Here is a 17,471-nt window from a genome sequence, read left to right on the forward strand (position 1 = left end):
ATAAAATCAATACGTTAACGGGTATATCGGATCTCGATCCACATTCCTACCCACATGGGATTATTTTCTTATTTTGCGCGCACCGGGACTCGCAGGACGGCGGGCATAGAATGTTCCCGCACCGACGGCGACTCCCGCCCCTCGACCCCCTCCGTGCGGGACTCTGCGGGCGTTTTTTTGCCGCCCAGTTTTAAGTATGGCTTTTATATTTTATCCATTCGCCATACTTCCCCCTGACGCAGCGCATCCGTCGAATAGCTCTCCCTCCCGCCAATTCAAGATACGCCAGCCGTGCGGCCCCTATTCCATCCGGCTCGCTGAACGTGCCCCAGCGCGGTGCGCTGCCGACCTGCGAGGCCTTCCCTGGCGACAAAGATACAGCCTAAGTATACCTAGTAATGAATCGGATGAAGTAGCATTCGATATGTTCTTTGTAACCCGTTGATTTCATTGTGATATTTGTTTTTATGCCGGGGATTGCCGCGCGATATTCTGTGGTATTATTGCATTGTTCTTCGGTAATACTGCCGATCACAGGAGAATGCATTATGCGCACCACAAATACTTTCATAAGGCGCCCAGATGTCGAAAGACTAACCGGGCTGAAGACCAGTTCGCTCTACGAGCAGATGAAGGAGGGGAATTTTCCCCGGCCGATTAAAATCGGGGCGAAGGCAGTCGCGTGGAGACTCGCTGACGTGACCGAATGGCAAGAACGCAAGATCGCCCAGCGCGACAGCGCTGCGGCGTGAGGAGGATACGAAGATGGCCAAAGACGAAACTTCTCACACCCTTCTTCAAAAGGGCCTCGCCCCTGCTCTGCGGGCTCCGGAGCCCCCGCCGCCTCCGCGCAGCCAATACTTCGAGTCCTTCGTCGACTTCGTCTCGGACAAGGATTTGCACGAGGGCGCGCAGAACAGGAACGAAATCGCGTCGTTCGCCAAAGAGCAGTGGCGAACCGAGCAGCAGGAAGCCGCCAAGCGCGATTTGGAACTCCGGCGCGAGAAGGAAGCGAAGGTGGCGCGAGTCTTCGCTGCGTATCCGAACGTCCACGACGACCTCGAAGTGGCGTTGGGCCAGCACCCGTGGCTTGCCGACCTTCTACTATCTCTCTCAAGGAGTGACGCCCGTGAGCCAGAGTGAGATCGAGCAACAAGTCACTCGCATCCTCGACAGCCTCGTCTACCCGCCCAACGGCGAAATCTTGGGCAGACAGTTGCTTGCCCATCTTAGGCCGGAGACGGCTGCTGCCGTGATGCGGGCGCTCGTCCAGCTATCCTGGGACTGGTCCGAATTCGTCGGGGAGTTTCAGCATAATTTGGCGCACCACCCGGAGGTGTGGATCACGGAACTAAAGCACATCGAGCCCGACGAGAAGCTTCGGGCCGGTTTGGTGATGTTGCGAGAGATAAAAGCCGTGATGGCGGCGCTCGGCTGGGAACTGCCTCCCGAGACTGTTGAGAAGGAAGAGCGCGTTCTCCTTCTTTGCGAGCAGGAGCTTGAGCGGCGAGGCTTTGGGAACCAAGTGCCGCTGAGGCTGCTGTGATGATCAGAACGCCGCGAGATCTTCCTGCGCTTGCGGCGCTCGCCTTTTTTCTGTGATCGTAATCGTGTGGGTCGTGCCGGCGGACCTGAAAGGAGGTTGGAAATGGGAACGATAATCAACCTGAATGAAGTGCGGGCGAAGTGGAGGGGGCCACCTGAGCCGCCAGTTGATGAGGCGTTTGTAGCCGCGTGGGAGCCTATCTTCGAGGCGCTGGAACTCGTGGAGACAATTCAATTGCCGAAGACGGCGCGGGCGCGGCAACTGCTCCTGCGGGGATTGGGTGTGATGCTTGATCGGGAACAGAGGAGGTTGGGCCAGTGCGCGAAGTGATGAAAGCAGAGGCTGTGGATTGGGAGGTGGCGGGGCCGCTCACGGAGGAGGATATGGCGGGGCTGACGACGGAGGCCGACGCGGAGTGGAGGGCGTTTGAGCGCGGGCAAGAAAAGCCGACGGGGGGCGGCAACGGGCCGCTGGTGAAGATGTTTGCGGAGCAACTGACCCGAAAGCAGCAGGCTTCCGCAGTCCCCGCCAAAACGGAGGATACCGCGTCGGAATTTAGCCGAGTACGCAATCCATCTGGGATTTCGCCTTCGCTAAAGAACGCGATGAAGGGGATCCAGCAATTGGGCATAGTCTTCCGGTACGACAAGTTCCGGCAGCGCGTGACCTTCGAGGGTGCCGATCGCCATCTCGGCGTGACGATGGATCAGATCGTGCTGCATGTGCGGGAAGTGATCATCGAGCGGTTCGAATTCGACCCGGAGGCCCAGCACACCCGCGACGCGATCCAAATTCTGGCAATGCAGAATTCATTCGATCCGGTGCTTGACTACATCGACGCGCAGAAGTGGGACGGGGTGCCGAGGATCGACGCTTGGCTGAGCGTCTATCTCGGGGCGGAGGACAACGCACTCAACCGGGCGTTCGGGCGAGCGGTCTTGATCGCGGGCGTTCGGAGGGCGAGGCGTCCGGGCAGTAAGTGGGATTACGTTCTGGTGCTGGAAGGCGCGCAGGGCTTGGGAAAGTCGAGCGCCTTGAAGATAATGGCAGGGGGCGAGGAATTCTTCTCCGACGAGATCGTAATCGGTGTCAGTTACAAGGAGCAGCAAGAGCTCTTGGGTGGCCGATGGATTGTGGAACTGCCGGAACTGGCGGGCCTGCGGAATGCTGACATTAGGGGCGTGAAGCAGTTCGTTTCGAAGCAGTTTGACCGAGGGAGGCCGGCATTCGGGCGCTCGGTGGAGAACTTGCCTCGTAAATGCATCTTCATCGGCACGACGAACGACTCTCAGTACCTCCGCGACGCGACCGGGAACCGCAGGTTCTGGCCGGTGGTGGTGGGCAAAATTGATCTGAAAGGGTTGGCGGAAGATATGCTCCAGCTTTGGGCCGAAGCCGCAGAGGCGGAGCCGGACGCGCCGGACCCGCTCACCATTCCCGAGGGGCTGTGGACAGTGGCTGCAGAAAGGCAGGCTGAAAGGGTGGCGGGAGACCCCTGGGAGGATTTGTTGATGGGTGGCTTGGAGTCGATGGCGCAAATTGGGGCCGGTGAGATGCGAATATCCACGCAAACCATCTTCGAGCGAGTGCTGAAGCTAGACCTCGGCAACGCAAGAAATAGCTCCTCGCAGCGGCTGGCCGATTGCATGAGACGGCTGAGATGGGAGGGGCCGAAGTTGATCCGGTTCGATACGGGGCCGGCGCGGGGCTATTGGAAGACAATCGGGGATGAGTGAAGTATGGCTCTCGGTGGTTTGTAACGGCGTAACGGGTGTAACGGGTGCGCGCTATAGACTTCCCGTTCTGATATATCACATCCCCAATACATTATTTATCGGTGTTACAGATGTTACTACTGTTACAACAATGAAAATCAACAATAATTCGGGTAACATTGGCGTTACGCCCGGTGTAGCGCCGAAAGTCGACTGTCAGTGGAGCTAGAAAAATGACCGAACCTGAAATCAGCGCGGCGCTGCGGAAGCTGCTGGACATCATGACCTCGCCAGAGGTGCCGGTTGCGCGCTCCATCGACGCCGCGAAAGCAATCATCGAGTATGAAGCTCCGCCCGAGGTGTTCGACCTCACTTACCAGTTCCTGATGGGAGTGGCGGAGGACCCCAAGCAAGATGTCGGCCTGCAATTGAAGGCGCTGGAACTGCTTCGCAAAGTCGAGGCGCGGCGCGTGTCGCCCGGGACGACGAAGGGGGCGGACCCGATGGAGGGTCTCGGACTGCGGCTGGAGGCGGCGCGGCTGAGAGTGGAGGCGAAGCGAAAGGCACTGAATTAGAACTTGCCAATCAGACTGCCGCTTGCGTCCACACTTAGCTTGCATGAATACTACCCCAAAGCTTCCGGGCTAATAAAGTCTCGGGTTTGGCGAGATCTTGGGGGGAACCATGCCAATCAAATTTACAGACGGCGGATATCCCGCCAGGTTCAATGTTCCTAACCAGCGATGGAGTAGGACATTTCGCACTCAGGAAGAACTGCATAAGTTCCTGACGTCTGAAATCACGCATTGGGGAGAGCAGAACCAACCGAGGCATTTTCCCCTTCCAGGGGGGCCTGCGGGCCTTCAATTCCTCGATCCCCTCACAACGAGGATATTTCAAGACGCGCTAAATACTGGACCTCAACTCGAAGAGGCACTCAAAATTGTGGAAGAGCGGGGCGCGATTTTGAGCGAAGGCTTACACGGACGCCTGCTCAGCAAGCTGAAGGCTGAAAAGCCCAACCTGTACCCCGGCGCCGTTGCCTCAATAGCTGTCAATCTCGGACCTAGCAATGCGTGGCCCGACCAAGGCGGTCGTCAGCCATTCCCTTGGGCTTTGTGGTTGTCTGGGCTTGGCGCCGTAATGGAACTGAAGCCGTCGACAGTGACCAAGGCCGAGGCCGACCAATTGACTAGTATTGTGGGCGATGCGCTCGCTCATCGAGACGAGGCGGAGGAGATAAAGCGCGGTTTTGAAATTTGGCGCGAGAAGACCCAAACCGATACCGGGGCCGATATCGACAAGTTCCGCAAAAGCTCTTCCGATGCCGTCAAATACGCCCAAGCGCAGCTAGCGCAAGCCCTAGCTGACTCCAACGACCGGATATTAGAACTTGAGGACAAGGTGCGAAATCGCCTCATTCTAGAGGCGCCGACAACCTACTGGTCGAACAAAGCAAACGATCACGTGAAAATAGCGCTCGGGTTCGGTGCTCTATTCCTGCTCGGTCTCGGAGGCGGAACATATTGGCTGACACATTACGGTGTTGATCTGGTTGCAAACGCCCATCAACGTATCGTCGGAACTGGTCAAGACGCAGGTCTACTTGCCCTCGTGCCGCTTGCGTTCGTTACGCTCCCCACACTGGCCTTCGCTTGGTTGCTACGGCACGTCAGCCGGGTAATTGTCCAAAACCTTGCCCTCGGTGCAGACGCCCGCATCCGAGGCACAATCGCTGCGACCTATAGCGCTCTTACTGCAGATCAAGCCGCAACGCCGGCTGAGTTGGCGATTGTCTTCAACGCCCTTTTTCGTCCGGTGGATGGCAGCACTCACTCCGAAATCGCCCCCCCAAACTTGTCAGACCTGTTGGAGATGGCCGGGAGGAAATAAGAGGGGTGGCTACTTTTCATCCCGCCACACCACTCGCCGCTCCCATCGGATCTCAACCAACCGCCGAGATCGGATTTCGACCAATTCCTGCCCCACCGGATGGGATAGCTCGGCGCATTTTTCGCAGCGAACTTTCGCCTGCTACTGATCAACCGTGACGTTGCCTATAACCTCCGGCAATTCAAGCGGCTTGTAAAAGCGCTTAATGTTGCAATGACCGCAGCGGATGCGCACAATCTGCCCTGCGTTGTGGGGCATGCATCAGGGTCCATGGGACTCCCTTCGGCCACTTTTCTGGTTGCTCCGGCATACGCTGAAAATGAGGAACGTATTCCTTGACGGTCAAGGGCCTCTTGACTCTTTCGTTCCTCATTTTGTTCACTGTTGGAAAAACGGAGACAGCGTCATGAAACCGATCATCGCCACCGAATCCGAACAGCCCGCGATTTACGCCACAGTGAGGCGCGAGCCAGTCGAGCGCCGATTTATTCGGCGGGTAATGCGGCTGGCTGTGGCGTCAGAACCGATTTCTTGGGCCTGCTCGTCAGCCTCATGAACGGGAGTTCAAACCACCGATAGGAGACAGACGCCAGAGCGACGACGGGGATCAGTACCGACAATATCACCACCAATACCGACAACTCCGGCAGCATCGACTTCAGCGGCGAGCTATTGATTGAAGCGATCACAAGCGGATGGATCAAATAAATGCCGTAGCTGATCGTCCCAATGTAGACCGTCAAGCGGTTCACAAGAACGAAAAACTTGAACAGGGCGAACGACAACACAAGAGGCGAGAAGGCCAGACCGATCAGGTGAGGCGAGGCGGACCATCCGTCGAATATCATCCATGATCCGGGCACTTGAGACAGCAAATAGAGGCTGACGCCGGACAGAGCGATAAGGGCCAAGGCCAGCCACTTCCTCTCCGTTGCAGTCTTGTCCTTCAGTCTCGTGAAGATGTGGAACATCAAGATGCCAACTATGAAGAACGGAGCCTGGACCAAAATTGTGAACCAGCCGAACTGGTTGGGGACCGACGTCAGCATGATGCCGGCAAACACTGCGACAGCCAGAGAGAAAAGTAGAGCCCAAACGCAGCGCCAGACATTTGTCAGGATGATAATCAGCGCCGGAAACAGAGCGTAGAAAATGGCCTCGTTGCCGAGAGACCATCCCGCAGCGACAACACTGCTGGAGGCCGATGGGAAAAAATTGAAGATGAAAGCGAAATTGAGAGCGATATCGCCAAGTGGCGGGAGATGCCAAGAGCCCCACAGATACGAATAGAACAGTATCCAAGCACCGATCATCACATAGAAGAGCGGCGCTATGCGTAGGAAGCGTCTAGCGTAGAAGGCCCCGATCTGCGCGCCGTTTTCCAATCTATCGACATAGCCAGCGCACATCGAGAAAGCCGAAACAGCATAGAAGAGCGGCACGGCGATGTAGAATGTCGTGACAATCCATGGCAACTCTGGAACCGGGACCAGCTTCATCAGAATAAGCGTATGGTAGATCGCCACTGCGATTGCGGCCATGCCGCGCAACGCGTCCAGTCCGTCAAGCCTAGAAGTCCCCTTCCCCATAGCTTGCCATAGTTGAGGCCAGTCACCGTTGCAAGAATTAGTTTATCGACATCGCTGATGTTCAACCTCTTTCTTCTCATCGAGTTGCCGAGCTCGCGCAAAATAGTGCGTCAGCCGGCGGGCACTGCGGCATTCTTGATCCGCTGCACAGTGCCGACGCTTACGCCATGCTTTGCCGCGAGAGCGCGGACGCTCCCTTGATCATGGGCAATCGCTTCCTCCGTCGCCTTAGCCACGCGAGGACGGCCAAGCCGCTTGCCCTTCGCCCGAGCTGTGTTGAGGCCCGATTTGACGCGCTCGCTTATCATTGCGCGCTCAAACTCCGCGAACACGCCCATCATCTGAAACATGGCCTTGCCCGCCGGGGTAGTCGTGTCGATACCCTGCTGGTGGAGGAACAGATCGACGCGGAGAGCGTGGAGGTCGGAGAGGAAGGCGACGAGGCCCTGAAGTGAACGGCCCAACCTATCAACGCTCCACGCCATCACGACGTCGAAGCGTCGGCGGGCAGCGTCTTTGCAGAGAGCTTCGAAGGCGGGGCGCTTGGCGCTTGCCCCGCTAACGCCGTGATCGCGGTAGACTTGGACAATATCCCACCCCGTACGGCCCGCGACTTCCCGCAATTCGCGCTCTTGTCGGTCGGTGTTTTGCTGGTCGGTGGATACGCGGAGGTAGAGTGCGGCGCGCATGGCGTTCGCCCTTTCCATGAAGTGCCTAGCGTTCAACCAGACGGCCCGCTTTCGCGAGCCGCCCAGCAGAACATTGGCGATGCCGTTAGATGGTTAGTTCAAACTCGGTCGCGGCCTTCGCGGCGAGTGATGCCTCATGGGCAGTCCGCGCTTGGGCGTCGAGACGCTCGCGTTTCGAGGTGGGTAGCCCCGTGAAAAGCACCATGAGGAATTTGTTCCGGTCTTTCGCCTCGGTCTGCTCATATCGGGCCTTGTTGTCGGGGCTGAGCGCATTGCGAACCATCTGCCGGATAAACCGAACGTGCGGCTCTTCGGCCGGGCCAGCCGTTCGCCCAATGGCTCCCTCGATCAACCGTTTGCGCTTGGCGTCGAAAGCGGCGCTGGCCGCCTCCTGACTCTTGGCACCCGCGTATGCGTCCTGCAGGGATTGGAGGGCGAAGCCCATGAGGTATTCAACCGAGGGGTCGGGAAGGGCTTGGCCGTCGAGTGTCCATTTGCCTTTTTCAACGGCCAAAGTTGCCTCGCCCAAGTGGCCAAACTCGCGGTGTGAAAACGTGCGCGTGACTTGCATAGCTGTATCTCCGTTCGATGTTGCGGCTGACCGCGTTAAGCAACTGAATTTACTTGAAAAATGTCGCTCTACTATGTGCGGCAGTCAAGCGCCAATGTGCGAAAAACAAATGGTTTTTGAACGCAAAAATGACAGGCTCAAAAGCCCGGATTTCCGCCCTTAAGGCGCGGGCATTTCGGAGGGGTTTTTTGAACACGCATCGTGAGGGCTGCGGATCGGATCGGGAGCCTGGGGTATGGCTCAACGTGGCGTGTTGCGATCACGGCGGATGGTGGATCGGGCGGCCATGAACGCCGTGGCTGTGGGCGGGCCGTGGACGCGCATTCAACGTCATTGGGCATGTGATGGCCGGGCCGTGCACGCCGCGCGTTGTGGGCCGTGTGCGGGGCGCATATCGATATGGCTTTTGAGCTCCCACCCCCCTCATTCTCATTTGACGCAGAGGGGCTTTCGCTGATGCCGGCCCCCGGCCTGCCCCCTACGTGGTCCCTCGCAAATTTTGCGAGAATTTTTGAAGCCGGCATGCTACGGGCGCTGAATAGCCCGGAGCCGTGACACTCAAAGCATTAGGTGACGAAAAATGGTAGCTGAGAACAAAGCTCTAATCCTCTGGAACGTCGATGATGAGCCGATGGTCATTCATGACCTTATTGTCGTAAACATTGACGAACAAGACGCGCGCACTGAAAACTATCTCGCGAGCGGTGGGGCCTGCGATGAAGATTGGTTGGACTCCAAACTCCAGACTCCCATGGGCCTCTTTCTGTACCTCTCGACCTACTACGGTTTCAAGGATCGAAAAGTCCTGCGGAAAGCAATATACGAATTCAGTAAGATCGACGGAGACGATTGGTCCAAAGACCTAATGTCGACGATGTTCGATCCGACAGAAGACTAAAGGTCAGAACCCAAGTTTAGCGGATAGCATTTAAGACCGGCAATATTCAGATCTCTTTCTGACTCACTTGCCCCTTCCGCCAGATGATCGTGCAGAGGGGGCACACCTCGAGGTGATAGCGCATGTATGGCTATAATCCGTTCGAAAAAGCTATCGAGGATGTGGCGGTTAGCGACTTGTCGGTGCTGCGTGACGTTCCTGAAGGTTGGTACGTCGAGTATAAGCAAGAGATTCCGAATGGCCGATCAATCGCCAAGTCTCTGAGTGCGTTCGCCAATACCTATGGAGGGTGGCTGTTCTACGGCGTTAAGGAGAGTGCCGACGGCCGCAGAGTTGCAGGAGGCTTTCCAGGGATATTGACCACGGAAGTTCCCGCCGCCGAGCAAGCCATTAGGCAAGCGGCCAGCGCCTTGGTGTCACCGCCGCCAACTTTTGAAACAAAAATACTCAACGGGCCTGACAAGGCACTCGGAATTGATGCGGACCATTCTGTCATCGCCATCGGAGTTCCGGTCGGGAACAATGCTCCCTATGTGCATGGCTCTGGGGTGATATACCGTAGGGTGGCGGACTCTTCAGAGCCGAGGCCTGAGACTGACCGGCACTTCTTAGATCTGCTGTGGAAGCGCGGCGATGATACTAAAAAGGCATTCGATAAATTCGTCCATAAAAAAGTGGGCCTGTCGGAGGCTGAGGGGCACATCAGTACGGTACGCATCTGCTTCTTCCCCGATCCTTGGAAAGAGAGGCAGCTAACTTCGAAGCTTGAATTCGACGACTTCGCTGGATTCATGAGTAGTCTTGACCCTGCCGATGGAGGTATACCATTCGACAATATTTTTACCACGGATAGCGGTTTCATCGGACGTCAAATAAGAAATAACAACGCCACAGGAGCAGTTTTCTCCTGGCGGTATGATTACAATTGCTCCAGCGAAATTCTGCTTCCTCTGAACAGTGTATGGGTCAACGAGGTGCGAGACATGGGGCAGTTCCTTGAGGGCTATGAGTTTAGAGAAGCGTTTATGCGGAAATCGTCAAGTGACAACCTGCGAGGTTTTCATTTGGTGGACATCAGCCAGCTGTATGCCGTCCTCTATAGTATTATGCGACGCAAAAAGGCCCTACTAGCTCGTGAGGGATTGAGGTGGCGCTTGTTCTACAAAATTCAACTTAGTAATTTCTGGCGTCGAGTACCGTTTGTTGATTTGAAGGAAGTTGTATCCTTCATGGTCCAGCATGGCATACCAGTAGTCCAGGACAACACTTCCTATGTCCCTCCCGGTAAAGGGCCGAATAGTTGCAAAGAAATCAAGCCATACAATAGGCCCGAATTTAACGAGGAAGCCGAGTTACAGATTGATGCCACGGTGTTGTTCCTAACTCTGTGTAGCGCACTCGGATTGCCGGCTACAGCTTTTGGGATGGCGGGCCAAAAGGAGGAAGAGGAAGAGGGGGAAGACTTGTCCATGACAAGGCTACTGCTTCTCGGAGAGCGCGCTCAGAAGGTCACGATGGGTCGTGGCAAGTCTAGATAAAAACGTTGCCCGGCCCGCCTGGGCTAGCGTGAAGCAGCACCTCAGACACGCTTTGCCCCTTTATCCGCAAAAGCGGCCCATGCGGTCATAAGCTTGCGCCGCTTTTCCAACAGATCACCGCGCTGATACGCGGCCTCCGTCTTATCTGAAATGACGTGCGCCAACGCCGCCTCCGCGATTTCGCGCGGGAAATTTGAGCGCTCGGCTGCCCAATCGCGGAACGTTGAGCGGAAACCGTGGACGGTTAGGCCGTCCATTCCTTCCATGCCCCGGAGCAGTTCCAGCATTGCCATGTTGCTGAGCGGCTTCCCGGTTCGAGCGCCGGGGAAGAGATAGGGGCTATCCGCCTCGCGTGGAACGCTCTTCAAAATCTCGATCGCGCGATCGCGCGATCCGAGAGCGGGACGCGGTGCGGTCGGTCGGCCTTCATGCGCGCGGCCGGGATCGTCCATAGCTTGTTAGCGAAATCAACCTCGCCCTCCATCACCCCGATAGCCTCGCCAGTCCGGACAGCGGTCAAGATGGTGAACTCGAGCGCACGAGCCGATATGCTTCCCATTGAGCGGAGTTGAGCCATGAATGGGGGAAGCCCTGCGTACGGCATGGCCGCATGATGCTCAACCTTGGCGACTTTCGACCGGGCCGGAAGCAGCTTGTCGAGATGACCGCGCCACCGTGCTGGGTTGTCCCCGCTGCGGTAGTGTCGAGCCTTGGCCCAATCGAGCACCAATTCGACGCGACCTCTGACGCGGGTCGCTGTTTCGGTTTTCGTCGCCCAGATCGGTTCAAGGATTTGCATGACGTGGGCGGTGTCCACCTTTGCCACCGGCAAGTCCCCGATCACAGGCCACGCATACGTTGCGAGCGTATTGCGCCACTGCTCCGCATGTTTGGCGTTCTTCCAGCCAGCGGAGTGCGCCGTGATGTAGCGCTCCGAGGCCTGCTTGAACGTCACGCGCTTGGCATCTTCTGCCCGAAGAGTGGCCTTCTTCTCCTTCCGAACTTCAATAGGGTCTATGCCATCGGTGACCTTCTGGCGGGCGTCGCGCGCTCGTTCCCGTGCCTCTTTCAGGGAGAACGTCTGAACGTCCCCGAGTCCCATGTACCGGGCCTTGCCCCCGATCATGAAGCGGAAAAGCCAGGACTTAGTGACGTCGCCCTCCTGGGCACCCTTCGCGGCGCTCTTCGCCACTTGGAGATAAAGGCCGCCGCCGTCACCGTAGGTGCCCGGCTTGGCTTTCTTCGCCACTTCGACAGCGCTTAGATTGTTGATCGATCTAGCCATACGCCCGTCCAACACTATTGTTTTGTGATGGGCAAAATATACCTACAATCCAACCCACAAACAAGCATTGGATTTGGCCGGAATTGGGCAGAACTCTTCGGAGCGATTTAGGCTGTTAGCGCGTTGCGTTTATTGAGCTTTCGGAACTCGGCGGAATTAAGCGTGAGTTAGGCGGACGGACACTTCCTCCGCCAGTCGATCGAGAAGGGCATACAGAGCATACAGAACTGAGTACGCCGATTTCCGCCTCCGTGGAGGTAAGGGCGAAGCGTCAAACATCATGTCTGCTTTCTCCTGACCTTAGGCGTCAGCACTGGTAACCCCCCTGCTCATTCGACGTTCTATCCCTTGCATCGACCGCAATCAGAGGTATGCTAACACTTCATTCTGGTTGTATATTTCGCAAGGCTTATGGGATATTCGATCTCTCACGAGCGCCTGTCGGTAGTGATCGGTCGCATATATGAGGCCGCCTACGATCAATCGATTTGGCTTGACGTGATCCTTCAGTTGCAAGCCATGTTTCATGGCTCCAGAGCCTGTTTCTCGGGCATGGACTGGGCCAATGTCGAGGATAGCTTTTGCGTCTCACCGAGCCGCGACCCCTATTGGGACAGGATTTTCCTTGACCATTTCGCGACCAACGAACTCTTTGCGCCGCGTGTGGCCGCGCCGCTTGGCCGGGTTTTTAGCGACACCCAGTTGATTGGGCGGCACCGTATTGAACGCACCTCCGTCTGGAACGAATGGATGATGCCGCAGGACATGTATGACGGCATGTTCTGCAATCTGCGCGCGTCGGAAAAGAACTACTGGTTTTTCGACGTGCAGCGAGGCCGGGGGCAGCCGGCGTTCGACGCCGATGATCGTGCGATGCTCGCCCTGATCACGCCTCATCTGCAGCGCGCTGCGGGTTTGGGCCGACATTTCGAGGCGCGACCTGTGCTCCAATCGCTGCTCGGCCACCTGCCCTTCGCCGGCTTTATCGTCGATCCGCGCCTGCGCATCCTTGACATGAATGACGCCGCGCAAAGACTTTTGGTACAGCCGATCACTCTGCTGACGGCGAACGGTGGCCATCTGGCCACCTCCGATTCCACGCAAACCCAAATGCTGCAACGTGCGGTTGCACGAGTCTGCCGGGTGGACGAGAGCGAGTTTCCCATTTCGGCTGCCGATTTGATCTTGCGGTCGGAGCGCGGCGACCAACTGGTATTGTCGATTGGATTGTTGCCCGACGGCGAGATGTTCGGCCTGTCGGCTGGACCTTGCGCGGTGGTGCTGGCGCGCGAATCACGTTTGGCCCTGTCGACGAGCTTAGCCGATCAACTGCGAAAAACCTTTGGGCTGACAGGGAAAGAAGCTTCCGTCGCGCTCGCGCTCGCAAGCGGATTGTCCTTGAAGGAAATAGCGATCAGGGAAAACATGGCCTACGGCACCGCACGCGTTCATCTGGACAAGATTTTTCGCAAGACAGATACGCAGAGGCAGAGTCAGCTCATTGCGCTGCTGAATGCATTTCGTCTTCTGCCCTAACAAGCTGCAATAGCACATTAAGGTTCTTCGAGTGCAGGGCGTTGCGACTGTGGCGAGCCAGCGACAGTGCGCCACTCTTTGGCCGGTCTATGGCATTTGATATATATATCGCCCACCCATCATCCGTTATTGCGAATCTGAAGCACTGATTTGCTCGAAGCATTGCTTTGCTTGGGCTGTTCTGATGACGGCAGATTGCATTTATTGGACGATGGGGCGGGCCTATCATGAGACTCTACGGTTTTTCGGCAGACAAAGCCTACCCACTCGTTTCCTTGCGCGCGCAACTCCTCTCGCAGGCCAGTCGCTCGGCACTGCGTTTCGCAATCGGCATGGCCGGTTTCGCCGGCTCGGCTGTTTTCTTTTCCCCGCAGGCGCAGGCGGCATGTACGGTCACTCTGGGAACTGATGTGCAGTGCGGCACCACCTCCACGACCAATACGACCCATCCGACCTCTCCGCCCAGCGACCGGAGCTATTCATTTGCTTCACCGTTTACGGCCCACCTCGCGATCGATGCCGGGGCGACGGTCAGCGGATTTGGCCTCGCGATCGAGAATACCGGCAATGGCGCCGTCATGGTCGTCAACAACGGCACGATCAGTGTCGATGCGGGCAACACGCCAACAGCCGGCGGGACCGCGGCACTCAATATCGATGCCGCCTCCAACCTGATCACGTACACAGGCAGCGGCGCGATCACCAATAACGGCAGTGGCGATGCCTTCGCAATAAAGCAGAATGGCCTGGGCTCGATCGATGTCGATGCCACCGGCGATATCACGGCGGCTGCCGGCTCAGGCATTGTGGTGCGTAACACGGCGGCGAGTGGCTCCATCGATGTCACCACGGGCGCGGTGACGGCGCTGGCTGCTGGCATGTTCGGTATCGACGTCCAGTCGTCTTCGACGGCAGGCAATCTCACGATCGTGGCGAATGGCGACATGAAGGCGGGCAATACCGGTATCTTGGGTCGAGTTTCCTCCACAGGAACTGGCAACATCGATATCACGGCGAACGGCGCCATCGACGCAGGCAACGGCATTATCGCGCAGAACTTGGGCAACGGCTCGACGACGGTGAAGGCGATGGGACCGGTCACCGCGACAATGGCGTCGGGCCTTGGCGTCTTCGCTCAGGGCCGGGGCGATGTCTCGATAACAACGGGTGCGGTGACCTCGACGGGCGGTCAGGCGGTCTATGCAATAGGGACCGGCACAGGCACAGGCACAATCGATGTGACGACCAACGGCAATGTCTCGGGCACTGGAGGCATCCTCGCAGGTAACTCCGGCACGGGCATGATCAGCGTGATCGCCAATGGTGAGGTGACCGGCACATCCTTTGACGGCATCGTCGCGAACGGTGGTGGCGCGGTGGACGTGCAGGTCGCCGGCACGGTGATGGGCGCGCGTTCCGGCCTGACCTTGATTGGTGGCGGCGGCGGCACGGGTAATCTCTCGGTGACGGGCGCGGGCGGCTTCGTCGGCGGCAGCGACGATGCGGTGAATATTCAGAACTATGGCCCGGGCACGGTCACGGTCGATATATCCGGCGCCAGCAGCTCGACGAGTGGCGGCGGCATCGTGGTGCGCGACACGGCGACGGGCGGCAACATCGGCGTCACGACGGGCGCGGTGACGGCGCTGGCTGCCGGCAAGATCGGCATCGACGTTGAGATGCTGTCGGCGACGGCCAATGTGACGATCGTGGCGAACGGTGATGTGAAGGCGGGCGGCCCCGGTATCTTCGCTGGCCTTTCCTCGGGAAGCGGCAACGTCGATGTCACGGCGAACGGCGCGATCGACGCGAGCAGCGGGATTGTCGCAGGGACTGTCGGTACAGGTTCGGTGACCGTGAAGGCGGTTGGTCCGATCACCGCGACGACTGGCCGAGGTATCGACGCTGAAAGCTCGGCCGGCAATGTCGCGGTGATAACGGGTGCTGTGAACGCAACTGCGGCTACGGCGATCTTCGCGCTCCAGGACAATCCGGTGGGCGCTGGCACGATCAATGTGACGACGAATGGCAATGTCTCGGGTACGACAGGTATCCAGGCAACCAATCTTGGCACGGGCGCGATCACGGTGATCGCCAATGGCGCGGTGACCGGAACGTCGGCCGAGGGCATCGTCGCGACGGGCAACGGCGTAGTGGATGTGCAAGTCGCCGGCACGGTGACGGGCGCGACGCGTGGCCTGACTTTGACTGGTGGGACGGGCGCCATCAACGTCGCCTCGTCGGGCGCGATCCGTAGTCTTTCCGGATTGTCCAGCGATGCGGCGATCGAGACCAATGCCGCGACGATGGCGCTCACAAACGCCGGTTCGATCGTCGGTACAGCGCAGTTTGCCGGCGGCGCGACACTGTTCGCCAACGACGGGAACTGGAACGGCGCCGGTGGAACCAGTGATTTCGGCGGTGGCGCCAGCAGGCTGGTCAACGACGGGACCGCCGTCGGTGGAAACTCCGCCGGCGTCGCGGAGACGACGCAATGGACCAATCTGTTTCAGTTCACCAATCAAGGCACCTTGACAATGGCCGACGCTGGCGCCGGCGATGTGATCCGGCAAACCGGCGGCAATACCGCTTTCGCGACTGGCAGCATCATGGCGATCGATATCAACACGGCCGGCCAGGCCGACAGGTTCAGCACCTCCGGCACCGCGACGATCACTGGCGCGACGCTGACCGTGAACGCCGCGGGCGGCATTGCGGTGCCGGGCACCCGCTATACGGTGTTGACCGCCGATGCCGGGCTGACCGGGCAGTTCGCTGCCTTGACTGGAGTTGTCAACACCGCCTTCCTCAGGCTTGTCGATACCTATGACACCAACAACGCCTATCTCGACATCCTAAAATACCGCAACTTCACCGACGCAGCCTTGACCCGCAATCAGATCGCAACCGCTGGGGGGCTCGAGAGCCTGCCGACATCCGGATCCCTGTACAACGTCATCCTCAACCTCGCGACCGATGTGCAGGCACGTGATGCCTTCGACCAGCTCTCGGGCGAGGTGTATCCCTCGGCGCAGACTTCCCTCATCGAAGATAGCCGTCTTCTGCGCGACGCGGCGACGAACCGCATCCGGGCCGCTTTCGGTATCGTCGGTGCATCGGCCGCTCCGGTCATGGCCTACGCCGATCAGACCTATGGCGGTGCTGCGGGCGCCTATGTCTCGCTCGATCCCAATACGACCGCTGCAGTGGCGTCGGACACCGATCGCTTCGCCCTCTGGAGTCAGGGCTTTGGTTCATGGGGCCATACTGGCAGCGACGGCAATGCTGCCCGCGTTGACCGCTCGACTGGCGGTTTCCTGGCTGGCGGTGACGCCGCCATTTTCGACACCTGGCGATTGGGTATCATGGCGGGATACAGCCGCACCAACCTCGATGTGAAAGACCGCGCCTCGTCGGGCTCGAGCGACAACTATCATCTCGGCCTCTATGGCGGCACCACTTGGGATGTTGGGGGCGGCACGCTCGGCTTGCGCACCGGTACATCCTATACTTGGCACGACATCGCGACGAGCCGCTCCGTCACTTTCCCCGGTTTCAATGACAGCCTCAAGGCAGATTATCGCGCCGGAACGGCGCAGGTGTTCGGCGAACTGGGCTATGGTATCCATGCTGGAAATTTAGGCTTTGAGCCCTTTGCCAATCTCGCCTATGTGAACCTCCGGACTGACGGCTTCACCGAGACAGGCGGCGCGGCGACGCTGACAAGCGCTTCGGCAATCACCGATGCGACCTTCACCACGCTCGGCCTACATGCCTCAGGCGAGTTCACCGTCGGCGAGATGGCGGCGACGGTTCGCGGCACGCTCGGCTGGCGCCATGCCTTCGGCGAGGCCGTACCGCTGTCGCGCTTCGCATTCGCCGGCGGCGCGCCATTCACCGTCGCGGGCGTGCCGGTCGCCAAGGACGGGCTGATACTCGATGTCGGGTTCGACATCGCCATCGCACACAATGCCACGCTCGGCCTCACCTATGGGGGACAATTCGGCAGTCGCGCCGCAGACCAGAGCGTGAAAGCCAATCTCGCGGTCAGGTTCTAGCTGGGGGATGGGCCACACGCCGCAGAACGAGCCCGCATTCGCGTCTCCTCGTCCGCCCGCGTTCCATTCACAATCCGCGTTTGCCGCCGCCACTCGCGCAAAAGGCAGAGCCTTTAGCCTTTGGAAAGGGAGATGTGGTTCCTCTCAGAGGCG

Annotated in this window: 14 protein-coding genes and 1 pseudogene; 11 read left to right on the top strand and 4 right to left on the bottom strand. The window is 58.4% G+C overall.

Features of this window, described 5'->3' with window-relative positions:
• The first annotated feature begins 548 nt into the window (after positions 1-548).
• From MESCI_RS19300 to MESCI_RS19330, 7 genes are all read left to right on the top strand, one after another.
• A complete protein-coding gene (locus MESCI_RS19300; RefSeq protein WP_013531627.1) occupies positions 549-752 on the top strand; it encodes a helix-turn-helix transcriptional regulator in 204 nt (67 codons plus the stop codon).
• Between the two features lie 13 nt (positions 753-765).
• Positions 766-1,143, top strand: a complete 378-nt coding sequence (locus MESCI_RS32435; protein WP_013531628.1) for a hypothetical protein — start codon at positions 766-768, stop codon at positions 1,141-1,143.
• On the top strand, positions 1,130-1,546 hold the full coding sequence (locus tag MESCI_RS19310) for a hypothetical protein (RefSeq protein WP_013531629.1): 417 nt from the start codon (positions 1,130-1,132) through the stop codon (positions 1,544-1,546). The genes MESCI_RS32435 and MESCI_RS19310 overlap by 14 nt, the downstream gene beginning before the upstream one ends.
• A 102-nt stretch (positions 1,547-1,648) precedes the next feature.
• Positions 1,649-1,876, top strand: coding sequence for a hypothetical protein (locus tag MESCI_RS19315; RefSeq protein WP_013531630.1), 228 nt, complete (start codon positions 1,649-1,651; stop codon positions 1,874-1,876).
• Positions 1,864-3,282, top strand: coding sequence for a virulence-associated E family protein (locus MESCI_RS19320; RefSeq protein WP_013531631.1), 1,419 nt, complete (start codon positions 1,864-1,866; stop codon positions 3,280-3,282). The genes MESCI_RS19315 and MESCI_RS19320 overlap by 13 nt, the downstream gene beginning before the upstream one ends.
• 212 nt (positions 3,283-3,494) lie before the next feature.
• Positions 3,495-3,836: a hypothetical protein gene (locus MESCI_RS19325; protein ID WP_013531632.1), complete on the top strand. Its 342-nt coding sequence runs from the start codon at positions 3,495-3,497 to the stop codon at positions 3,834-3,836.
• A gap of 109 nt (positions 3,837-3,945) precedes the next feature.
• Entirely contained in the window at positions 3,946-5,154 is a 1,209-nt protein-coding gene (locus MESCI_RS19330) for a DUF6161 domain-containing protein (protein WP_013531633.1), read from the top strand.
• Positions 5,155-5,639: 485 nt separating this feature from the next.
• On the opposite strand, the gene MESCI_RS19335 is transcribed toward MESCI_RS19330, so the two are convergent.
• The 3 genes from MESCI_RS19335 to MESCI_RS19345 all read right to left on the bottom strand — a co-directional run bounded on the left by MESCI_RS19335 (position 5,640) and on the right by MESCI_RS19345 (position 8,003).
• Positions 5,640-6,743, bottom strand: a complete 1,104-nt coding sequence (locus tag MESCI_RS19335; RefSeq protein WP_013531634.1) for an acyltransferase family protein — start codon at positions 6,741-6,743, stop codon at positions 5,640-5,642.
• 110 nt (positions 6,744-6,853) lie between these two features.
• Positions 6,854-7,432, bottom strand: a complete 579-nt coding sequence (locus MESCI_RS19340; protein WP_164919941.1) for a recombinase family protein — start codon at positions 7,430-7,432, stop codon at positions 6,854-6,856.
• An 85-nt stretch (positions 7,433-7,517) separates the two neighbouring features.
• On the bottom strand, positions 7,518-8,003 hold the full coding sequence (locus MESCI_RS19345) for a hypothetical protein (protein WP_013531636.1): 486 nt from the start codon (positions 8,001-8,003) through the stop codon (positions 7,518-7,520).
• A gap of 580 nt (positions 8,004-8,583) precedes the next feature.
• On the opposite strand from MESCI_RS19345, the gene MESCI_RS19350 reads away from it, so the two are divergent.
• Complete coding sequence (locus MESCI_RS19350) at positions 8,584-8,901, top strand: hypothetical protein (RefSeq protein ID WP_013531637.1); 318 nt, start codon at positions 8,584-8,586, stop codon at positions 8,899-8,901.
• A 122-nt stretch (positions 8,902-9,023) separates the two neighbouring features.
• Positions 9,024-10,439, top strand: coding sequence for an AlbA family DNA-binding domain-containing protein (locus tag MESCI_RS19355; protein ID WP_013531638.1), 1,416 nt, complete (start codon positions 9,024-9,026; stop codon positions 10,437-10,439).
• A gap of 41 nt (positions 10,440-10,480) precedes the next feature.
• Here MESCI_RS19355 and MESCI_RS19360 read toward each other — a convergent pair.
• Positions 10,481-11,724, bottom strand: a pseudogene (locus MESCI_RS19360) (tyrosine-type recombinase/integrase).
• 411 nt (positions 11,725-12,135) lie between these two features.
• On the opposite strand from MESCI_RS19360, the gene MESCI_RS19365 reads away from it, so the two are divergent.
• Positions 12,136-13,260 (top strand): helix-turn-helix transcriptional regulator, encoded by a 1,125-nt coding sequence (locus MESCI_RS19365; protein ID WP_013531639.1) that lies wholly within the window; start codon positions 12,136-12,138, stop codon positions 13,258-13,260.
• A 332-nt stretch (positions 13,261-13,592) separates the two neighbouring features.
• Positions 13,593-17,318: an autotransporter domain-containing protein gene (locus MESCI_RS19370; RefSeq protein WP_245268550.1), complete on the top strand. Its 3,726-nt coding sequence runs from the start codon at positions 13,593-13,595 to the stop codon at positions 17,316-17,318.
• The last annotated feature ends 153 nt before the right edge of the window (positions 17,319-17,471 follow it).

The sequence above is a fragment of the Mesorhizobium ciceri biovar biserrulae WSM1271 genome, assembly GCF_000185905.1.
Classification (GTDB): Bacteria; Pseudomonadota; Alphaproteobacteria; order Rhizobiales; family Rhizobiaceae; genus Mesorhizobium; species Mesorhizobium ciceri.